Raw genomic sequence first — 18,133 nt, forward strand, 5'->3', positions numbered from 1 at the left:
CCGACGCATGAAAACCTATCAAACCGAATTCATGGAACTGGCGCTTGAGCATGACGTGCTCAAGTTCGGCCAGTTCACGCTCAAGTCCGGGCGCGTCAGCCCGTACTTCTTCAATCTGGGCAAGATCAGCACCGGCTCGGCGCTGGCGCGTCTGGCGGATGCCTATGCCGAGGCGCTGGTCGCCAGCGGGATCGGTTTCGACATGCTGTTCGGACCGGCCTACAAGGGGATTCCGCTGGTGGCGGCGGTGGCGGTCGCCCTGTCGCGGCGCGGCATGGATCTGCCGTTTGCCTACAACCGCAAGGAGGCCAAGGCGCACGGAGAGGGCGGCACGATGGTCGGGGCGCCGCCGCGCGGTCGCGTGGTGATCGTGGACGACGTGCTGACCGCCGGAACCGCCTTGCGCGAGTCGTATCACATGCTGGTGGCGGCCGGCGCCGAGCCGGTGGCTGCGATCACGGCGCTGGATCGACAGGAGGTCGGTCCTTCGGGCCGTTCCGCCGTGGCCGAAGCCGCCAGCGAACTGAAGCTGGCGATACTGTCGCTGGTCACGGTGCGCGAGGTGCTCGAATTTCTCGGCAAGTCCGGCGGCGATGCCGAGACGATTCAGGCCATCGAAAACTATCAGGCGCAATACGGCGCCTGAGTCACGCGGCGGGATGCATACGTCGCGGTGCAATCGGGAGGACATGGCATGTGCAAGGCCATGATGGGAATCGCAATGCTGCTGGTGGCGCTGGCCGCTCACGGCCAGCAGCGCATCGTCTGCTGGACCGACGAACAGGGCCAGCGCGCCTGCGGCGATCGTGTGCCGCCGAAATACGCCCGGTCCGAACGGCAGGTATACGACCGGCGCGGCCTCGTCGTCGAGGTCAAGGCGCGCGAAAAGACGCCCGAGGAACTCGCCGAGGAGGATCGGCTGGCCAGGTTGGCCGCCGAGAAGCAGGCCCGCGAGCAGGAGCAGGCGCGCTACGACGGCTATCTGTTGCAGGCCTACCAGAGCGTCGCCGACATCATCGACACCCGCGACAGTCGCGTGCGTGTGCTCAATGGCCGTCTGGGGCTGACCGAGAAGTCGATCGCCGACGCCGAGCGTGCCCTGATCGACCTGCGCAAGCGCGCCGACAGTCTGGACGATCAGGACAAACCGGTGCCGGCCAAGCTCGAACCCCAGATTGCGGACTTCGAGACCACCCTGCAGCGCAATCGCGACTCCGCGGCGCGCATACGTGCCGAACGCAGCCAGATCGTCGAGCAGTTCGCGCAGGACATCGCGCGATACCGCGAACTGAGAAATCTGCCGGTCGAGGACATCCCGCCGGCACCGATGCCCGCCCCGGTGCCGACTGGCAAGCCGGAATAGCCTGGACTACCCGCGAATCAGCGTGCCGATACCTTCGTCGGTGAACAGCTCCAGCAGCACCGAGTGTTCCAGCCGGCCGTCGACGATGTGCGAGGAGCGCACGCCGGAATTCACCGCGTCCAGCGCACAGCGAATCTTCGGCAGCATGCCGCCGTGGATGGTGCCGTCGGCAATCAGGGCTTCGACCTGCGGCGGCTTGAGGCCGGTCAGCAGTTCGCCCTGCTTGCTCAGCACGCCGCGCGTGTTGGTCAGCAGGATCAGTTTTTCGGCGTTCAGCACCGAGGCCAGCTTACCGGCCACCAAGTCCGCGTTGATGTTGTAGGACTGCCCGCTGTCGTCCACGCCGATCGGCGCCACCACCGGGATGAAACCGGTCGCGCACAGGCTTTCCACCAGGGCCGGGTCGATCGACTCGACCTCGCCGACATGACCGATGTCGATGATCTCCGGCGCTGAGGCCAGGCCGCCCGACAGGATCATCTTGCGCGCTCGGATCATCGCCGAGTCCTTGCCGGAGATGCCGACCGCTCGTCCGCCGGCCTGCGTCAGACCGGACACGATCTCCTTGTTGACGAGGCCGCCGAGCACCATCTGCACCACGTCCAGGGTCTCGTCATCGGTAACGCGCATGCCCTGCACGAACTCGCTCTTCTTGCCAAGCCGTTCGAGCAGCTTGCCGATCTGCGGCCCGCCGCCGTGCACCACGATGGGATTCATCCCGACCAGGCGCATCAGCACCACGTCGCGCGCGAAGCTGGTGCTGCAGGCGCCTTCGTCCATGGCGTTGCCACCGTACTTGATGACCATGGTCTTGCCGGCGAAGCGGCGGATGTACGGCAGCGCCTCGGTGAGAACGTGGGCGGTCTCGATTGCCTTGCTGTGGTCGATGCTCATGTTCAATGCCGGCCGCTGGAACCGAAGCCGCCTGCACCGCGCTGCGAGGCCGCGAATTCGTCGACGATCTCGAACTGCGCCTGTACCACGGGTACCAGCACCAGCTGCGCGATGCGTTCGCCGGGTTCGATCGTGAATGCGGTCTGTCCGCGGTTCCAGCACGACACCATCAGCTCGCCCTGATAGTCCGAGTCGATCAGACCGACCAGATTGCCGAGCACGATGCCGTGTTTGTGACCGAGGCCCGAGCGCGGCAGGATCACCGCCGCCAGCCCCGGATCGGCGATGTGAATCGACAGGCCGGTCTTGATCAGGGTGGACTGCCCCGGAGACAGGCTCAGCGGCGCATCGAGCACCGCCCGCAGATCAAGGCCGGCGGAACCTTCCGTGGCATAGGTCGGCGCCTGCGCGCGCGGATCGAGAATCTTGAGTTGTATCGGTTTCATTCCGGGGACGGTTTCAGACGCTTGGATTGAGCGCGAGGTAGCGCGCGGCGATCAGCTCGGCGAGGGCACGCGCAAGCTCGGTCTTCGGCGCGTGGCCGAGGTCGGTTTCCTGCTGTGCCTCGACGACGATCAGATGATTGTCATCGACATCGAAGGCGCGCCCGCCGCCGACCTCGTTGGCCGCGACCATCTGCAATTGCTTGCGCCGCAGTTTGTCGCGTGCGTAGTCCACCAGGGATTCGGTTTCCGCAGCAAAGCCCACCATGAACAGCGCCGGATGACGGTCCCGGACCGTGCTCAGGATGTCGGCGGTGCGGCTCAGCGCCAGACTCAGGGTGTCGGAGGATTTCTTGATCTTGCCAGGCGCCGTCTGCGCCGGGCGATAGTCGGCCACGGCCGCCGTACCGACAAAAATCTGAGCCTGCGCCGCTGCGGCCAGGGACGCCTGTAGCATGTCGTCAGCACTCTGCACATCGATTCGTTTCACCCCGGGCGGTGTACTCAGCGACACCGGCCCTGCGATCAGGCTGAGCTGCGCACCGAGCCGGGCCAGAGCCTCGGCGACGGCGAAGCCCATCTTGCCGGACGAGCGGTTGGTGAGCACCCGAACAGGGTCCACGGCTTCATGCGTAGGTCCGGCCGTGACGACGGCGTGGACGCCTTGCAGCGGACCGCCCGAGAGCGCCTGTGCGAGCCGCGCGACCAGCTCCAGCGGCTCCAGCATGCGACCGTCGCCGGTTTCGCCGCAGGCCTGCGAGCCGCTGCCGGGGCCGAACAGCGTCACGCCGCGATTCTGCAAGCGGCGGGCGTTGTCCTGGGTCGCGGGATTGGCCCACATCAGTCGGTTCATCGCCGGCGCACAGAAGATCGGCTTGTCCGTCGCCAGGCACAGCGTGGACAGCAGTTCATCCGCAAAGCCGTGCGCGAGTCGTGCCAGGGTATTGGCGGACGCCGGGGCGATCAGGATCGCATCGGGCCAGCGCGCTAGCTCGATATGCCCCATCGCCGCTTCGCCGGCTTCGTCCCACAGGGAGCGCCGCACCGGCCGGCCGGACACCGCCTGGAAGGTCTGCGGACCCACGAAGCGCGTCGCTGATTCGGTCATCACCACCTGCACATCGGCGCCCGCGTCCTTGAGCCGGCGCACGAGGTCGGCCGATTTGTACGCGGCGATGCCACCCGTCACGCCCAACAGGACGCGCCGGCCGGCCAGCGAAGGGGCGGAGAGGTTCGACATTCCGGCATTTTAGTGCCGATACGCCCCCGCGTGCTTGACCGTGTCGAACAGCCCCCAGCCCTTTCGCCTCACGCCTCACGCCCAAGCGCGCTAGGATTCGAGGCATGGGGATCAAGGACTGGCCCGCCGCCGAGCGGCCGCGCGAGCGGCTGCTGCAACAAGGTGCCGCAGCGCTGACGGATGCGGAGCTGCTGGCGATCTTTCTGCGCACCGGTATTCCGGGCGCCAGCGCGCTGGACCTGGCGCGGCAGCTGCTCGCGCATTTCGGCGGCCTGCGGGGGCTGCTCGCGGCGGATCGGACCTCGTTCTCGGCGGTCAAGGGCATGGGCGACGCCAAGTACGCGCAGCTTCAGGCGGCGCTGGAAATGGCGCGCCGCCATCTTGCCGAGCAGTTGCCGCAGCGTGATGCCCTGAAGAATCCCGAAGATGCACGTCGCTGGCTGCAGCTTCGTCTGCGCGACGAGCCGGTGGAAATCTTTGGCATGCTGTTGCTGGACAACCAGCATCGTGTGATCGGTTTCGATGCGCTGTCGCACGGCACCATCGACGGTGCCTCGGTGTACCCGCGCGAGGTCGTCAAGCGTGTGCTGGCCAAAAATGCCGCCGCCGTGATTCTCGCGCACAATCATCCGTCCGGAGTGTCGGAACCCTCGCCGGCCGACCGCTCGCTGACCGAACGCCTGCGTCAGGCGCTGGCCCTGGTCGACGTGCGCGTGCTCGACCATATCGTGGTCGGCGAAACGCTCACCAGCTTCGCCGAGCGCGGCTGGATCTGAGTGGTTTTCGGTGTGGCGCGGCCCCGTTTCCAGCAGGCCGTGCGCTTGCCCTGTCCGGAAGACTCTGATATAAAGCCGCGCTCTTTTCGGCGTCCTCCACGGACAGCCGCAATCTACCGTCTGCATTTGGAAATTTTGGTCATGTCCAGAGTCTGTCAGGTCACCGGCAAGCGCCCGATGGTCGGCAACAACGTCTCGCACGCGAACAACAAGACGCGTCGTCGTTTCCTGCCGAATCTCCATACGCATCGCTTCTGGGTCGAATCGGAAAAGCGCTACGTGACCCTGCGCTTGTCGTCCAAGGCCATGCGCATCATCGACAAGAAGGGCATCGATGCCGTTCTGTCGGACGTGCGTGCACGCGGCGAAAAGGTCTGAGGATTAAGTAATGGCGAAGAAAGAACGTGACAAGATCCGCCTGATTTCCACTGCGGAAACCGGCTACTTCTACACCACGACCAAGAACAAGAAGAACACCCCGGACAAGCTGGAGTTCAAGAAGTACGATCCAGTGGCGCGCAAGCACGTTGTCTTCAAGGAAGGCAAGATCAAGTAGCGCGTATACGGCAGCGCCTCGCGCGCCGCAACGGTTGAAGCTTCAGGTTTGCAGAAAGGCCCGCACGATGCGGGCCTTTTGCGCTGTCGGGACGACAGCCCCGATCCACCGGCATAAGATGCCGGCGTTCTCACGCGATGGTTCGGGGGCATGGTCGAGACTCAGCATCCACACCACCGACACTTGGAGCAGGCGCGCTCGCAGGTGATCGAGCTGCTGTCGCGGCAGGCGATCGAGCGGGATATCGTCAGCCGGTCCGAGAATCGCAATCAGGATGTGGTGGCCGGTCTGGTGGCGCGTCAGCAGCGCACCCAGTTGTCGCTGAGGCTTGCTCAATTTCATCCGGCCGACGTCGCCTTCGTGCTTGAGGCGCTGGCCCCGGAGGCGCGCGCGGCGGCCTGGAATCTGGTGGGCCACGACCGTCGCGGCGCGGTACTGCTGGAGGCCGCCGACGCCGTTCGCCGTCAGTTGGTGGCGGCGATGCCGGCCGCGGAGATCGCGGCGACGGTGGCGCCACTGGATTCGGACGATATCGCCGATCTGATCGCCGAGCTGCCGGACGAGCAGCGTGCCGATGTGCTGGCGCGGCTGGACCAGTCCGATCAGGCGGCGGTGCGTTCCGTGCTGTCGTTTCCGGATGGCACCGTCGGCGCCGAGATGGATCTGGACTTCGTGTCGGTGCGTGAGGACGCCTCGCTCGACGCGGTGCTGCGCTACCTGCGGCGGCGTGGACGCCTGCCCGACGACACCAATCAGATCTTCGTCGTGGACCGTCAGAACAACCTTCGCGGGGTGCTCTCGCTGGAACATCTGCTGCTGGGCGATCCGGAGCAGAGCGTGGCCGAGCTGATGGACGCCAATCCGCGTCTGTTCTACACCGATGACCCGGTGCACGAGGCGGTCGGCGCCTTCGAACGCTACGACCTGATCACGGCGCCGGTGCTCAATCTTCAGAATCAGGTGGTGGGCCGCATTACCGTGGATTCGGTGCTCGACAGCCTCAACGAACGTCTGCAGCGACAGCGCCTGGAAGAAGTCGGCCTGTCCGAGGATCAGGACGTGTATGCCCCGATACCGCAGGCGGCGCGCGAACGCTGGGCCTGGCTTGGCATCAATCTGGCGACGGCCTTCATCAGTTCGCGCGTGATCGGAGCCTTCGAGGACATCATCCTGCAATTGGTGGCCTTGGCCACGCTGATGCCGATTGTCGCCAGCATGGGGGGCAATACCGGCAACCAGACCGTGGCCCTGGTGATTCGCGGTCTGGCCCTGGGCCAGCTTGGCGGCCCTCAACTCAAGCGCCTGGTCTGGCGTGAGCTGGCGGTGAGTGCCTACAACGGCGTGATCTGGGGGGCGGTGCTGGGCCTCGCCGCGTTGTTGCTTTACCAGAATCCCGGCCTGGCCCTGGTGATCTCGGTGGCGATGCTGCTCAACCTGATCGTGGCGGCCACGGTGGGTATCTTTGCGCCGGTGCTGCTCGACCGCTTCGGACGCGATCCGGTGCGCGGCAGCAGCATCATCCTGACCTTTGCCACGGACAGCATGGGTTTCTTGATCTTCCTCGGGCTGGCGTCCCTGGTATTGACCTGAGCCGCGACTATGGCTCGCGGTATTGTTTGGCTGCGGCCCATGTCCTGACGGCCATGCTCCAAGCGGCACCCCGCAGAATGAATCTGCTGCGACACGGCCGTTTCCCCACCCACCGTTCGCAGTCGCGAGCGGTCCCTCCCTCTCCAGCAGGCGGGCGAGGGTAGGTCGGCATCACGCCGCGCGTGATTCACGCTAAAGTGCGCGGCCCGAACTGCATGGGCTCTGGCCGATGATGGACGCAAGCCGAAGCGAATCGCTGATCGCCGCCGGACGATTGTTCCATCAGCGCGGCTGGGTGCCGGCCAGCGGCGGCAATTTTTCGTACAAGATCAGCACTGATCGAATCGCGATCACAGCCAGTGGTTGCCACAAGGGCGAACTTTCGGCGGAGAACCTGATGCTGGTCGACTCCGCGGGTGCGGCGATCGACCCCGCGCGCCGATCTTCGGCCGAAACCTTGCTGCACTGCCAGATCTATGCGCGCGACCCATTGGCCGCCGCCGTATTTCATACGCACTCGGTGGCGTCCACAGTGCTGTCACGAACTCGGAATAGCCTGCGCCTCGCCGATTTCGAGCTGCTCAAGATTCTCGAGGGGATAGAAACCCACGAAGCCGCTGTCGAAATCCCCGTGTTCGAGAATGATCAGGATATCCGGCGACTGGCGGCGCAGGTCGATGCCGCGATGCTGAACGGACAAGGACGCCACGGTTATCTGATCCGCGGGCACGGTCTGTACGTTTGGGGCTCAAGTGTGGAGCTGGCCCGTTATCGAATCGAGGCGCTGGAATTCATGTTCCAGTGCGAACTGGAAGCCGCGCGCGTCGGCGGATCGAGTGACTGAATGAGTGGAGGAACAAGAGCATGAGCAAGCTGTCGATCTTTGCGGAGGGCAATCCGCATCGGGCCGAAGTGGTACACCGCGACTTTGATTCGATTCAGTCGAATCTCGCTGCCATCGGGGTCGCGTTCGAGCGCTGGGAAGCCTCGCGTGAGCTGGATGCGCATGCCACGCAGGACGAGATCATCGAAGCCTACCGGGAGTCGATCGACCGGCTCATGCATCGCTACGGATTCAAGGCCGTGGACGTGATCTCGATGACTGCTGACAACCCTCAGAAGGAAGCGGCACGAGAGAAATTTCTGCATGAGCACACCCATGACGACTTCGAGGTCCGCTTTTTTGTCGAGGGCGAGGGCGTGTTCTACATCCGCACCGATGCCAAGGTCTACGCGATGCACTGCCTGCGCGGGGACCTGTTGTGCGTGCCGGCGAACACCACCCATTGGTTCGATATGGGGCCGAATCCGAATCTCAAGGCGATTCGGCTGTTCGTGAATCCGCAGGGCTGGGTGCCGGCCTTCACCGGCGACGACATCGCCGACCGCTTTCCCAGGCTTGACACCCTGGACCGCGCCGCCTGAGCGCGGGGCGACTTCACCGACCATGATCAAGGCCATTGTCACCGACATCGAGGGCACCACCTCGTCGATCGATTTCGTGCACGAATCGCTGTTTCCGTATGCGCGCAAGCACATGCGGCAGTTCCTGCGTGACAACGCCGGCGACGAGAGGGTGCAGCTGGAGCTGCATGAAGTCGAAAAGGTCGAGGGCGAGGACCTGTCACTGGACGATGCCGCCGAGGTGCTGGAGCGCTGGATCGCCGAAGACCGCAAGTACACGCCGCTCAAGGCTTTGCAGGGCATGATCTGGGCGCAGGGCTACGCGGCCGGTGAACTCAAGGGGCACGTTTATCCGGATACGCCTGATTACCTGCGACGCTGGCACCAGGCGGGCCTGAGCCTGTTCGTCTATTCCTCCGGATCGGTGGAGGCGCAGCAGCTGATTTTCGGGCATTCGCAGGCCGGCGATCTGCGGCCGCTGTTTTCCGGGTATTTCGATACTCGGGTCGGCGCCAAGCGCGAGGTCGACGCCTATCGGCGCATTGCCGAACGGGTGGAACTGGCGCCGGATTCGATCCTGTTTCTGTCCGACATCGGTGCGGAACTCGATGCGGCCCAGGCCGCCGGCTTTCAGACCTGCCAGTTGCTGCGCGATGACAAGGCGGTGCCGGCCGAAGGCCACCGCCAGGCGCGGGATTTCTCAGAAGTGATCCTGGGCTGACGGTGAGACCGGCATAGCCGGAAAAGGCTGGACGGGGGTCGTGCTCCGCCCGCAGCCTTTTTCGCCTCACGCCTCACGCCTCACGCCTCACGCCTCACGCCTCACGCCCAAACCGCCAATGCCACGGTTCGTAGACGTAGCCGTGAGGATTCCCGCGCGGGTAGGACAGCGAAAAGCCGCAGTCGCCGGCGTGTTTTCGCAGCCAGGCGTAGGCCTCGGTCTGTTCGAACACCTCATCCAGCAGCGGGCAGCCCGGCGTGCCAATGTCCAGCGCCCGTCCGGTGTGATGTTCGCTGCATCCCGGTGGGGCGTTGACGGCGAGAATCTCGGCCAGCGTGCGGCCGCGTTCGAGCTTCTGACGAATCAGCAGCGCCTGATAGTCGTAGCTGCGAAACGCGGATACCACGCTCAGCACCACACCATCCGCGGCGGCGGCTTCGCGCATCTTCAGCCAGGCCTGCGCGGCCCGCGGCGTCAGGACCTTGTCGCGATGGTCGGTGCCGAGGCCCACGGGCGCAAGACGTCGCGCCTGCCGGTAGAGGGGCAGGGCGCGTCTGCTGATCTCGTCCGGGTCGATGCCGAGCTGATCAAGCAGCGTCGTGAGATAGCGCTGGTCAGCGGTGTTCGGTTTCATGAGGTGCTCAGTCTCAGTTCGGAGGTCCAGGGCAGCGCTTGCGCCGGAAAATGCAGGCCCAGCAGCTGCTCGATGGCTGTTTCCAGATGCGCGGGTTCACCGGAACTGAGGAACCGGTGGCGCGGGCAGCCGCGTCCGTCGTTGGCCAGCGTCCGTGTTTCGAGCACACGACCCAGTTGCCGTGCCACGGCTGGTGCCGGATCGATGATCGTGACGCCGGCCCCGGCGATGCGCGCGATCAGCGGTGCCACGAACGGGTAGTGTGTGCAGGCAAGCACGATACGGTCCGCGCCGGCGTCGAGCATCGGCGCCAGCAAGTCTCGCAGCAGCGCTTCGGTGTCGGGCGATTCGAGCCGGCCCGCCTCGATCTGCTCCACCAGGCCCGGGCAGGGCTGATTGATCAGGCGTACATCCGCCGCGTAGCGCTGGGCGGTCTGGGCAAACAGGGCGCCGACGAGTGTGCCCGGCGTCGCCAGCACGCCGACCACGCGGCTTTGCGTGGCTTTCGCCGCCGGTTTGACGGCCGGCTCCATGCCGATGAACGGGATCTGCGGAAAGCGCGAGCGCAGGGCATACAGCGCCGCAGCCGAGGCCGCATTGCAGGCCACGACGATGGCCTTGCAACCCAAATCCAGCAAATGCACGGTAATCGCCTCGGCGTAACGCAGGATTTCCGTCGGGGGGCGCGGGCCGTACGGGATGTGCGCTTGGTCGGCGAAATAGATCGTCGATTCGGCGGGCCACTGCCGCCGGATTTCACGCCACACCGACAGCCCACCGACGCCGGAGTCGAACAGCCCGACCGGGGCGGTGCTGAGCGGGCGGTCAGCCACCACGCAGACGCTCCGGCCAACCGAAGGTGGTGTCGCCCACGACCACGAAGCCCGGATTGATCAGCGAGGCCTTCTGGTTGTAGCGCAGCGGCGTGAGTTCCGGCAGTTGCAGCACCGCACCGCCCGCCGCTTCGAGCACGCATTGCCCGGCGGCCGTGTCCCATTCCGATGTGGGGCCGGTGCGCGGATACAGGTCGGCCTCACCTTCGGCGATCGCACAGAATTTCAGCGAGCTTCCGCGCGACAGGGCGTGATGCTCGGGCAGGCGTTTCATCATTGTCTGAAGCTGCGTGTCCTGGTGCGAGCGGCTGACGAAGATGCTCGGCGTGCCGGGAACCGTCCGTGTCCGGATCGGTACGCGTCCGGACGCGTCGGTGCGATGGGCGCTGTGTCCGCGCCGGGCACTGTAGATCTTGCCGCTGGTCGGTGCGTAAACCACCCCGAGAATCGGGCGGTCATCCTCGATCAAGGCGATGTTGACCGAGAACTCACCGTTCCTGCGGACGAACTCCCGCGTTCCGTCCAGCGGATCGACCAGCCAGTAGCGGTGCCAGCCGGCGCGTTCCTCGAAGCCGGCATGGTGGCCCTCTTCGGACAGCACCGGATACTCTGGGGTCAGCGCCGACAGGCGCCGCTCGATGATGCGATGCGCCGCCAGATCAGCCTGCGTCACGGGCGAATCGTCGGCTTTCTCCTGCACGTCGAAATCGCTGCCATAGACGCGCAGGATCGCTTCGCCGGCGTTCAGGGCGATGGCTTCCACGGTCTCAAGCAGTGACGGGTCTGGCATCGGATTCGGGGTCGTTGGCGCATTCGGAACAATGCCGCCAGTGGCAGCTGGTTATCATACCGGCCATGCTCAACTGGGATGCCATCGACCATGTTCTGCTGGACATGGATGGCACGATACTCGACCTGTCTTTCGACAACCGTTTCTGGCGTGAGCTGGTGCCGCAACGCTATGCGCAGCGGCTTGGCCTGAGTCTGGAAGCGGCTATCGCCGAGTTGGAACCGCAGTTTCGCAACACCCAGGGGCTCCTGCAGTGGTACTGCCTGGATCATTGGGGTGCGATCACCGGGCTCGATTTGGTGGCGATGAAGCGCGAGGTCCGGCACTGGATCGCGCCGCTGGACGGTGCGGTAGACTTTCTGGAAGCTGTGCGCGCGCATGGAAAGTCGCTGTGGCTGGTCACCAATGCGCATCGCGGCAGCCTTGAGGTCAAGCTCGCGCAGACCGGCCTTGGCGTGCATTTCGATTGCGTGGTGTCTTCGCATGACTTTGGTGCGCCGAAGGAGCACCCCGATTTCTGGGCCCGCTTGTCCGCTGCGTTTCCGTTCGTGCGCGAGCGAGCCTTGTTCGTCGACGATTCGCTGCCGGTGCTGCACGCGGCTCGTGCCTATGGGATTTCCGAGGTCGTCGCGATTCTCCGACCGGACAGCCGCCTGCCGCCGCGCGAGATCGAAGGCTTCAAGTCGGTGCTGTCGCTTGGGCAACTGCGACCGAATCAGCAATAATTGCCGGAAATTCGCGCAAACTCCCCTATGTAGGGGACGCGAGGCGCAAAGCAAGTGTCTAGAATTTTCCCAGCGGCGCTTCGGCGCTGCGCAGAGCTGAATGCCCACGCTCTGTCTGACCGGCAGTCTTAGGGCGGCTTTCCCGAGCCGCCCATTTTTTTGGGTGGCCGGTGCTGCAACACCCACCGCCGTCATTCCGGGGCCCGCGTGGCGGGAACCCGGAATCCATGTTGGCCCACCGAACGCCGCACGGATTCCGGATCAAGCCTGCGGCTCGTCCGGAATGACGGGGCTATTCGCCGCGCAGCACCGTATTGGGCGGTGTATCCAGCGTGCGGCGCAGCGCGAACCAGCCGAGTGAGGTGACGATCGCCGTGCCGGCACCGGCGCCGATCAGCCACAGCAGCGGACGCGGCCCGTAGTCGATGCCGAACACGAATTCAGCGAGCGTCCAGCTCAGCGCCTGCGCGCCGATCGCGGCGACGCTGCCGGCCAGCAATCCGAGCACCGCGTATTCGGTGAGCACGCCCTGGCGCACCACCGAACGGCGAGCGCCCAGGGCGCGCAGCAGGCCGATCTCGCGGCGGCGTTCGTCACGCGTGCCTTCGATCGCGGCCAGCAGTACCGTCAGTCCGGCCACCAGGGTGAAGATGAAGATGAACTCCACGGCGCGTGTGATGCGGTCCATGATCGAGCGGACCTCGCGCATCACGCTGTCGATGTCGAGCACCGTCACGTTCGGGAAACGATCGACCAGGGCGCGCAGCAGCACTCGTTCGTCCGGCGGCAGGTAAAAGCTGGTGAGAAAGTTGGCGTCGGCGGGGTCGAGCACGCCGGGCGGCGCCAGCAGAAAGAAATTGGGCTGAAAGCTGTCCCATTCGACGGTGCGGAAGTTCTTCACCGTGAGCGTGACTTCGCGGTCGGCGATCGCCAGCGTCAGCGTGTCGCCGAGTTTCAGCCCGAGGCGTTCCACCGCGTAGTCATCCGCCGACAGCCAGGGCTGACCCTGGCCGGATTCGCCCCACCATTGTCCGTCCGTAATCGTGTTGTCCGGCCCCAGGGTCTCGGTCCACGACAGGTTGAACTCTCGATTGATCCATCGCCGCGTTTCCGGATCGTCGAAGGATTCCGAGCTGACGGCTTCGCCGTTGAGCCCGACCAGGCGACCGCGCACCATCGGCCACAGTTTCAGTTCGTCGTAGCCGCGCTCGGCGAAGAACGCGTTCATCGGTGCGACCTGATCCGGCAGCACATTGATCAGGAACTGGTTGGGCGTGCCGTCCGGAAGGCGCGCGCGCCAGGTTTCGAGCAGATCGGTGCGGGACACCGAGACCAGCAGCAGCGCTAGCAGCGACAGCCCCAGCGCCACCACCTGCGCCACCGTGGCCGCGCGTCGCCGCGACACATTACCCAGGCCGAAGCGCCAGGACGCGCCGACCCGGCCGCGCAGCGGCGCCAGCAGGCGCACCAGCAGCAGGGCCAGCCCGGCCAGAACCGCGATTGCGATGGCGGCGCCGCCGAGCACGTAGCTCGCCAGCTTGACGTCGCGGGTCTGCCACCACAGCAGCGCGGCGATGGCGCTGACCGCGGCCAGTGGCACCAGACGGGACATGCTGGTTCCGGCATCGACACGCTGGAACACGCGCACCGGCGTAACGCGGCGCGCGTCGAGCACCGGCGGCAGGCCGAAGCCGAGCAGCATCAGCAGTCCCACCAATTGCGCAGACAACAAGGGCCACAGCGTGGGGGCGGGCAGCTCGGTATCGAGCAAGGAGCCGATCAGTCGCACGATCACGAATTGCGCGAGCCCGCCGACCGCCGCACCGACCAGCCCGGCCAGCACACCGGCGAACAGCAGGCTGCCGGCCAGCGCCGTGACGATGTAGTTGCCGTGCGCGCCCAGGCATTTCAGCAGCGCGACCTCGTCGCGCAGGCGCGTGCCGTAGCTGCGCGCGCAGATCGCCACGGCGGCGCCGGACAGCAGCAGCGCCGACAGCACCGCCAGATCGAGAAAGCGCTGCGCGGTATCCAGTGCATTGCGCACCGCCGGGCTCGCGTCCTGCGGCGTGACGGCGCGCGCATCTTCGGGAATGTCCAGCGCTTCGAGCGCCGTCGTGGGCCCGGCCAGCATCAGTTCGTAGCTGACGCGGCTGAAGGCGCCCATCAGCTGTGTGGCCGGCAGGTCTGCGGCGTTGATCAGCAGGCGCGGCGCCAGATCACCGAAGCTGCCGCCCCGGTCGGGTTCATAGGCGATCACGGCGCCGATATTCAGATCCAGATCGCCAAGCTTCAGCGATGCGCCCGCCGAGAGCCCCAGATCGGTCCACAGGCGCGCGTCGACCCAGGCTTCGCCCGGCGGGGGAATGCCGGCGGCGACGCGTTCGGTGCCGAACGGCTGATCGGTGATGCGCAGTTCGCCGCGCGGCGGATAGCCGGCCGAGACGGCCTTGACCGAGGCCAGGCGGCTGGTTTCGCCGTGGAACACCACGCTGGGCAGCGAGTACACGGATACGGCGTCGAGTCCGTCGGCACGCGCCTGTTCGAGCAGCGCATCCGGCAGTGCATCATGCGCGCTGACGATCAGGTCGGCGCCCATGGTTTCGCCGGACTGCGCGGCCAAGGCTGCGCGCACGCGATCCGTGAACAGACCGACCGCGCAGCTGGTGCCGACACCGACCGTCAGCGCGACCGACAGGATCAGAAGCTCACCGGAACGCCAACCGCGCGCGTAACGGCGCCAGGCATAGCGCCAGGCGCTCACATCAGCGACTCGACGATGCGCCCGGCCTCGATGCGGAGCGCACGCTTGCAGCGAGCCGCCAGGGTGTTGTCATGCGTGACCATCACCAGAGTGGTGCCGCGTTGCGCGTTGAGATCGAACAGCAGATCGATGATGCGCGCGCCGGTGGCGGTATCCAGATTGCCGGTGGGCTCATCGGCGAACAGCAGCTTCGGCTCGCCGGCAAAGGCACGGGCGATCGCCACGCGCTGCTGCTCGCCGCCCGAAAGCTGCGTCGGGTAATGATTCAGGCGATGCTCCAGACCGACCTGCTGCAGCGCTTCGCGTGCGCGCTTGGCCGGTCGGTCCAGGCCCGCCAGTTCGGCCGGCAGCATCACGTTCTCCAGGGCAGTGAAGCCGGCCAGCAACTGGAACGACTGGAATACGAAGCCGACGCCGCCGGCGCGGACCGCGGCGCGCGCGTCCTCGTCCATGGCGCCGATGTCGTGACCGGTGAGTTCGATGCGGCCGGTGCTCGGCAGGTCCAGCCCGGCCAGTAGCGACAGCAGTGTGGTCTTGCCGGAGCCGGAACGACCGATGATCGCGACGGTTTCGCCTTCGGCTATGCTTAGGTTCACGTTCTCGAGAATCGTGAGTACGCCAGCGGCGCCGTCGATCGACTTGCCGACGCCGTCCGCGACGATCACGTTTCCGCTAGCCGTTTCGGCCTCAACTGTCACCTCGTCCCTCATGAGCATTCGTCTTCTGCTGTTCGTATTGAGTCTGTGGTCCGCACTTTGGACCGGCGTGGTGCGTGCCGATACGGCGCCGACCATTCTGGTGTTCGGCGATTCGTTGTCCGCAGGCTACGGCATCGATGTGAATTCCGGATGGGTGCAGTTGCTGCGCGATCGGCTGAAGGATCAAGGCTATCCACACCAAGTCGTCAACGGAAGTGTATCCGGCGAAACCACCGCCGGTGGCCTGTCGCGCCTGCCGGCGACGCTGCAACGGCATCCGCCTGACATCGTGCTGCTGGAACTGGGCGCCAACGATGGTCTGCGCGGATTGCCGCTGGAGACGATGCGCAAGAATCTCGAAGCGCTGGTCGCGGCCAGCCAGGACACCGGCGCAACGGTGGTGCTGTTCGAGATGCGGCTGCCGCCGAACTACGGCAGCGAGTACACGGAGCGTTTTCGCGCGGTATTCCACGCCGTGGCCGAAGATAGCGGGGCGATCCTGCTGCCGTTCTTCATGGCGAGCATCGCGCGCGATCCCGCCAATTTCCAGGCCGACCGCGCGCACCCCACCGCGGCGGCGCAGCCGGCCCTGCTCGATGCGATCTGGCCGACGCTGGAACTACTGCTGGAAGGGAAAGCCGCGGCCGCGCCTGCATCCTGAACGCGGCTTGATCCGTATCGGTATCACTTCCCCAATTTTCGATATCGACCGGATCATGAAAATCGCCGTCATCGGCAGCGGCATCTCGGGTCTTGCGGCCGCTTATTTCCTCGGCCGGCGCCATGAGGTCACGCTGTACGAACAGGACCGTCGCGTGGGCGGTCACACCAACACCGTGGACATCGACACCGCCGCGGGGCCGCTGTCGATCGATACCGGTTTCATCGTCTGCAATCCGGTCAACTATCCGAATTTCTATCCGCTGCTCGACAGTCTCGGCGTGGAACGCCAGAACACCGATATGTCGCTGGGCGTGTCGGTCGAAAGACGGGCGTATCGAGTGGGCCGGAGACGAAGATCTGAGCAAGATCTTTGCGCAGCCCTCGCTGAGGTTCTCGCCCACGCACATCCGCATGCTGCTGGCGGCGATGGCGGGGCCGATCTGGAACGCCTTGCTTGCCGAGGATGCGCTCAGCGACACGCCGATCGGCGTCAGCTACTGGATGAACCAGCTGCAACCGATACCCGGCCCGGTGAACTACATCGTCTCGCTGAATCCGCCACGGCCACCGCACGCGGACTCGGTGCTCTACCAGACCCGGTACGCGCATCCGCAGTACGGCGCCCTGCAGCACCGCCGCGCCAACACCAAGCACCGCGCCAAGGAAAACATCCAGTATCACTACGATCTGGGCAATGATTTCTATCGTCTGTGGCTCGACGAGAGCATGGCCTATTCCAGCGCCGTGTTCGCCAGCCCCAACGACACTCTGCATCAGGCGCAGCTCAACAAGTTCGAGAACCTGTCCCAGGAACGGCTGGTCGAAGCCAGCGCCCGTGCCGAGCGTGAAGCTGTGGCCGAGCGCGTGACGTTCGAATTGTGTGATTACCGCGACGTGCGCGAACACTGTGACCGGATCTTCTCCGTCGAGATGTACGAGGCCGTGGGCGAGCAATTCTGGCCCACCTATTCCGAGACGATCCATCGCGTGCTCAAGCCGGGCGGCATCGCCTCGAACCAGGGCATCACGATTTCCGACAAGATCTTCGATCAGTACCGCAACAAGCGCGACTTCATCCAGGAGTACATCTTTCCGGGGGGGGCATGCTGAGCCCGGTGCACCATTTCCAGAAGCTCGCCGCCGCCGGTCTGAGGCCCGAAGTCCCGCAGCTGTTCGCGCTCGACCATGCCGAAACCCTGGCGCACCGGCACCGCAGCGTGCAGGCCGTGCGCGAGCCGATCAAGCGTCAGTTCGGCGAGCGCTTCTATCGCATGTGGCCTTACTCTCTGGCCTTCACCACGTTCTGGCTGTGGGCCGCCTACAAGCTCAGAACCTGGTCAGCCCGTATCGCCTGGCTGCTGGCGATCTATCTCGCCGGTAACATGGCCATGGCAGTGTTCGTGCTATGGCAGGTCTGGACACTTCCGCGCGACGCCGGTCTCGACGCCTTGCTGACGCGTCGCGCGTGAGCGGGGCCCGGTCGTGGCTGCGCCGGCACTTGCTGGAGCCGGTGCTGAATCAATTGCGGCAGGGCGTGTCACCCGAAAAGATCGCCTTGACGATCGCCCTGGGGCTGAGCCTGTCGGTGTTCCCGATACTCGGCAGCACCACACTGCTGTGTCTGCTCGCCGGCATCGCCTTCAAGCTCAACCAGCCGCTGATCCAGATTGCCAACTATCTGGGCTATCCCTTGCAGATTCTGCTTTTGCTGCCGTTCTACCGGGCGGGTGAATGGCTGGGCACGCCGCATCTGGCCTTGTCGGTTCCCGATTTGGTCGCGCGCTTCAAGGCCGGCCCGTGGCAATTCATGCTTGATTTCGGCTTGATCGCGCTTGGCGGCGTCGGCATCTGGTGCCTGTGCGCACCGCTGTTCGTCGGCCTGGTCTATGGGGTGCTGCTCGTGACGCTGCGCCTGCTGGGACGGCGCGTTACAGCTGCGCGTAGCGCGCCGGTTTAACGTGAATCACATGCGACGTGATGCCGACCTAGCCTCGCCCGCTTGCGGGAGAGCGGCGGGTAGAGGGGAACCGCCATGCCGCAGG

Annotated in this window: 22 protein-coding genes and 1 pseudogene; 15 read left to right on the forward strand and 8 right to left on the reverse strand. The window is 65.4% G+C overall.

What is annotated here, in order from left to right; translation table 11 throughout:
* The first annotated feature begins 7 nt into the window (after nucleotides 1-7).
* Both pyrE and RM530_RS00890 read left to right on the forward strand, forming a co-directional pair.
* A complete protein-coding gene (gene pyrE, locus RM530_RS00885; protein ID WP_311363314.1) occupies nucleotides 8-646 on the forward strand; it encodes an orotate phosphoribosyltransferase in 639 nt (212 codons plus the stop codon).
* A 48-nt stretch (nucleotides 647-694) separates the two neighbouring features.
* On the forward strand, nucleotides 695-1,363 hold the full coding sequence (locus tag RM530_RS00890; protein WP_311363315.1) for a hypothetical protein: 669 nt from the start codon (nucleotides 695-697) through the stop codon (nucleotides 1,361-1,363).
* Nucleotides 1,364-1,369: 6 nt separating this feature from the next.
* On the opposite strand, the gene argB is transcribed toward RM530_RS00890, so the two are convergent.
* From argB to coaBC, 3 genes are read right to left on the reverse strand one after another with little or no spacing between them, the layout of a single operon-like run.
* Nucleotides 1,370-2,257, reverse strand: a complete 888-nt coding sequence (gene argB / locus RM530_RS00895; protein WP_311363316.1) for an acetylglutamate kinase — start codon at nucleotides 2,255-2,257, stop codon at nucleotides 1,370-1,372.
* A gap of 2 nt (nucleotides 2,258-2,259) precedes the next feature.
* Nucleotides 2,260-2,703: a dUTP diphosphatase gene (dut, locus tag RM530_RS00900; protein WP_311363317.1), complete on the reverse strand. Its 444-nt coding sequence runs from the start codon at nucleotides 2,701-2,703 to the stop codon at nucleotides 2,260-2,262.
* Nucleotides 2,704-2,716: 13 nt separating this feature from the next.
* Entirely contained in the window at nucleotides 2,717-3,940 is a 1,224-nt protein-coding gene (gene coaBC, locus RM530_RS00905) for a bifunctional phosphopantothenoylcysteine decarboxylase/phosphopantothenate--cysteine ligase CoaBC (RefSeq protein WP_311363318.1), read from the reverse strand.
* Nucleotides 3,941-4,044: 104 nt separating this feature from the next.
* On the opposite strand from coaBC, the gene radC reads away from it, so the two are divergent.
* From radC to mtnC, 7 genes are all read left to right on the forward strand, one after another.
* Complete coding sequence (gene radC / locus RM530_RS00910; RefSeq protein ID WP_311363319.1) at nucleotides 4,045-4,716, forward strand: RadC family protein; 672 nt, start codon at nucleotides 4,045-4,047, stop codon at nucleotides 4,714-4,716.
* Between the two features lie 141 nt (nucleotides 4,717-4,857).
* Complete coding sequence (gene rpmB, locus RM530_RS00915) at nucleotides 4,858-5,094, forward strand: 50S ribosomal protein L28 (RefSeq protein WP_311363320.1); 237 nt, start codon at nucleotides 4,858-4,860, stop codon at nucleotides 5,092-5,094.
* Nucleotides 5,095-5,104: 10 nt separating this feature from the next.
* Nucleotides 5,105-5,272, forward strand: a complete 168-nt coding sequence (gene rpmG / locus RM530_RS00920; protein WP_311363321.1) for a 50S ribosomal protein L33 — start codon at nucleotides 5,105-5,107, stop codon at nucleotides 5,270-5,272.
* Between the two features lie 150 nt (nucleotides 5,273-5,422).
* Nucleotides 5,423-6,862 (forward strand): magnesium transporter, encoded by a 1,440-nt coding sequence (gene mgtE / locus RM530_RS00925; RefSeq protein WP_311363322.1) that lies wholly within the window; start codon nucleotides 5,423-5,425, stop codon nucleotides 6,860-6,862.
* Between the two features lie 229 nt (nucleotides 6,863-7,091).
* Nucleotides 7,092-7,706 (forward strand): methylthioribulose 1-phosphate dehydratase, encoded by a 615-nt coding sequence (locus RM530_RS00930; RefSeq protein WP_311363323.1) that lies wholly within the window; start codon nucleotides 7,092-7,094, stop codon nucleotides 7,704-7,706.
* Between the two features lie 20 nt (nucleotides 7,707-7,726).
* Nucleotides 7,727-8,287: a 1,2-dihydroxy-3-keto-5-methylthiopentene dioxygenase gene (locus tag RM530_RS00935; protein WP_311363324.1), complete on the forward strand. Its 561-nt coding sequence runs from the start codon at nucleotides 7,727-7,729 to the stop codon at nucleotides 8,285-8,287.
* Between the two features lie 22 nt (nucleotides 8,288-8,309).
* Nucleotides 8,310-8,987, forward strand: a complete 678-nt coding sequence (gene mtnC, locus RM530_RS00940) for an acireductone synthase (protein ID WP_311363325.1) — start codon at nucleotides 8,310-8,312, stop codon at nucleotides 8,985-8,987.
* A 94-nt stretch (nucleotides 8,988-9,081) separates the two neighbouring features.
* On the opposite strand, the gene RM530_RS00945 is transcribed toward mtnC, so the two are convergent.
* From RM530_RS00945 to cysQ, 3 genes are read right to left on the reverse strand one after another with little or no spacing between them, the layout of a single operon-like run.
* Nucleotides 9,082-9,621, reverse strand: a complete 540-nt coding sequence (locus RM530_RS00945; RefSeq protein WP_311363326.1) for a M15 family metallopeptidase — start codon at nucleotides 9,619-9,621, stop codon at nucleotides 9,082-9,084.
* Nucleotides 9,618-10,454, reverse strand: a complete 837-nt coding sequence (murI, locus tag RM530_RS00950; RefSeq protein ID WP_311363327.1) for a glutamate racemase — start codon at nucleotides 10,452-10,454, stop codon at nucleotides 9,618-9,620. Before murI ends, RM530_RS00945 begins: the two co-directional genes overlap by 4 nt.
* Complete coding sequence (gene cysQ, locus RM530_RS00955; RefSeq protein ID WP_311363328.1) at nucleotides 10,447-11,244, reverse strand: 3'(2'),5'-bisphosphate nucleotidase CysQ; 798 nt, start codon at nucleotides 11,242-11,244, stop codon at nucleotides 10,447-10,449. Before cysQ ends, murI begins: the two co-directional genes overlap by 8 nt.
* 65 nt (nucleotides 11,245-11,309) lie before the next feature.
* Between cysQ and yrfG the strand changes: the two genes are divergently transcribed.
* Entirely contained in the window at nucleotides 11,310-11,969 is a 660-nt protein-coding gene (yrfG, locus tag RM530_RS00960) for a GMP/IMP nucleotidase (RefSeq protein ID WP_311363329.1), read from the forward strand.
* Nucleotides 11,970-12,261: 292 nt separating this feature from the next.
* Here the strand turns inward: yrfG and RM530_RS00965 are convergent, their stop codons facing one another.
* Both RM530_RS00965 and RM530_RS00970 read right to left on the reverse strand, forming a co-directional pair.
* On the reverse strand, nucleotides 12,262-14,730 hold the full coding sequence (locus RM530_RS00965) for an ABC transporter permease (RefSeq protein WP_311363330.1): 2,469 nt from the start codon (nucleotides 14,728-14,730) through the stop codon (nucleotides 12,262-12,264).
* Nucleotides 14,727-15,440 carry an ABC transporter ATP-binding protein gene (locus RM530_RS00970; RefSeq protein ID WP_311363331.1) on the reverse strand — a complete coding sequence of 238 codons (714 nt, stop codon included), beginning with the start codon at nucleotides 15,438-15,440 and terminating at the stop codon, nucleotides 14,727-14,729. Before RM530_RS00970 ends, RM530_RS00965 begins: the two co-directional genes overlap by 4 nt.
* Between RM530_RS00970 and RM530_RS00975 the strand changes: the two genes are divergently transcribed.
* The 5 genes and pseudogenes from RM530_RS00975 to RM530_RS00995 all read left to right on the forward strand — a co-directional run bounded on the left by RM530_RS00975 (nucleotide 15,439) and on the right by RM530_RS00995 (nucleotide 18,048).
* Nucleotides 15,439-16,089: an arylesterase gene (locus RM530_RS00975; protein ID WP_311363332.1), complete on the forward strand. Its 651-nt coding sequence runs from the start codon at nucleotides 15,439-15,441 to the stop codon at nucleotides 16,087-16,089. The genes RM530_RS00970 and RM530_RS00975 overlap by 2 nt on opposite strands.
* A gap of 55 nt (nucleotides 16,090-16,144) precedes the next feature.
* A pseudogene (locus RM530_RS00980) lies at nucleotides 16,145-16,378 on the forward strand (FAD-dependent oxidoreductase); the annotation flags it as partial.
* A gap of 124 nt (nucleotides 16,379-16,502) precedes the next feature.
* Entirely contained in the window at nucleotides 16,503-17,201 is a 699-nt protein-coding gene (locus tag RM530_RS00985; protein ID WP_311363333.1) for a class I SAM-dependent methyltransferase, read from the forward strand.
* Nucleotides 17,195-17,560, forward strand: coding sequence for a hypothetical protein (locus tag RM530_RS00990; protein ID WP_311363334.1), 366 nt, complete (start codon nucleotides 17,195-17,197; stop codon nucleotides 17,558-17,560). The genes RM530_RS00985 and RM530_RS00990 overlap by 7 nt, the downstream gene beginning before the upstream one ends.
* Nucleotides 17,557-18,048 (forward strand): DUF2062 domain-containing protein, encoded by a 492-nt coding sequence (locus RM530_RS00995; RefSeq protein WP_311363335.1) that lies wholly within the window; start codon nucleotides 17,557-17,559, stop codon nucleotides 18,046-18,048. The genes RM530_RS00990 and RM530_RS00995 overlap by 4 nt, the downstream gene beginning before the upstream one ends.
* Nucleotides 18,049-18,133 lie beyond the last annotated feature (85 nt).

The sequence above is a fragment of the Banduia mediterranea genome (assembly GCF_031846245.1).
Classification (GTDB): Bacteria; Pseudomonadota; Gammaproteobacteria; order Nevskiales; family Nevskiaceae; genus Banduia; species Banduia mediterranea.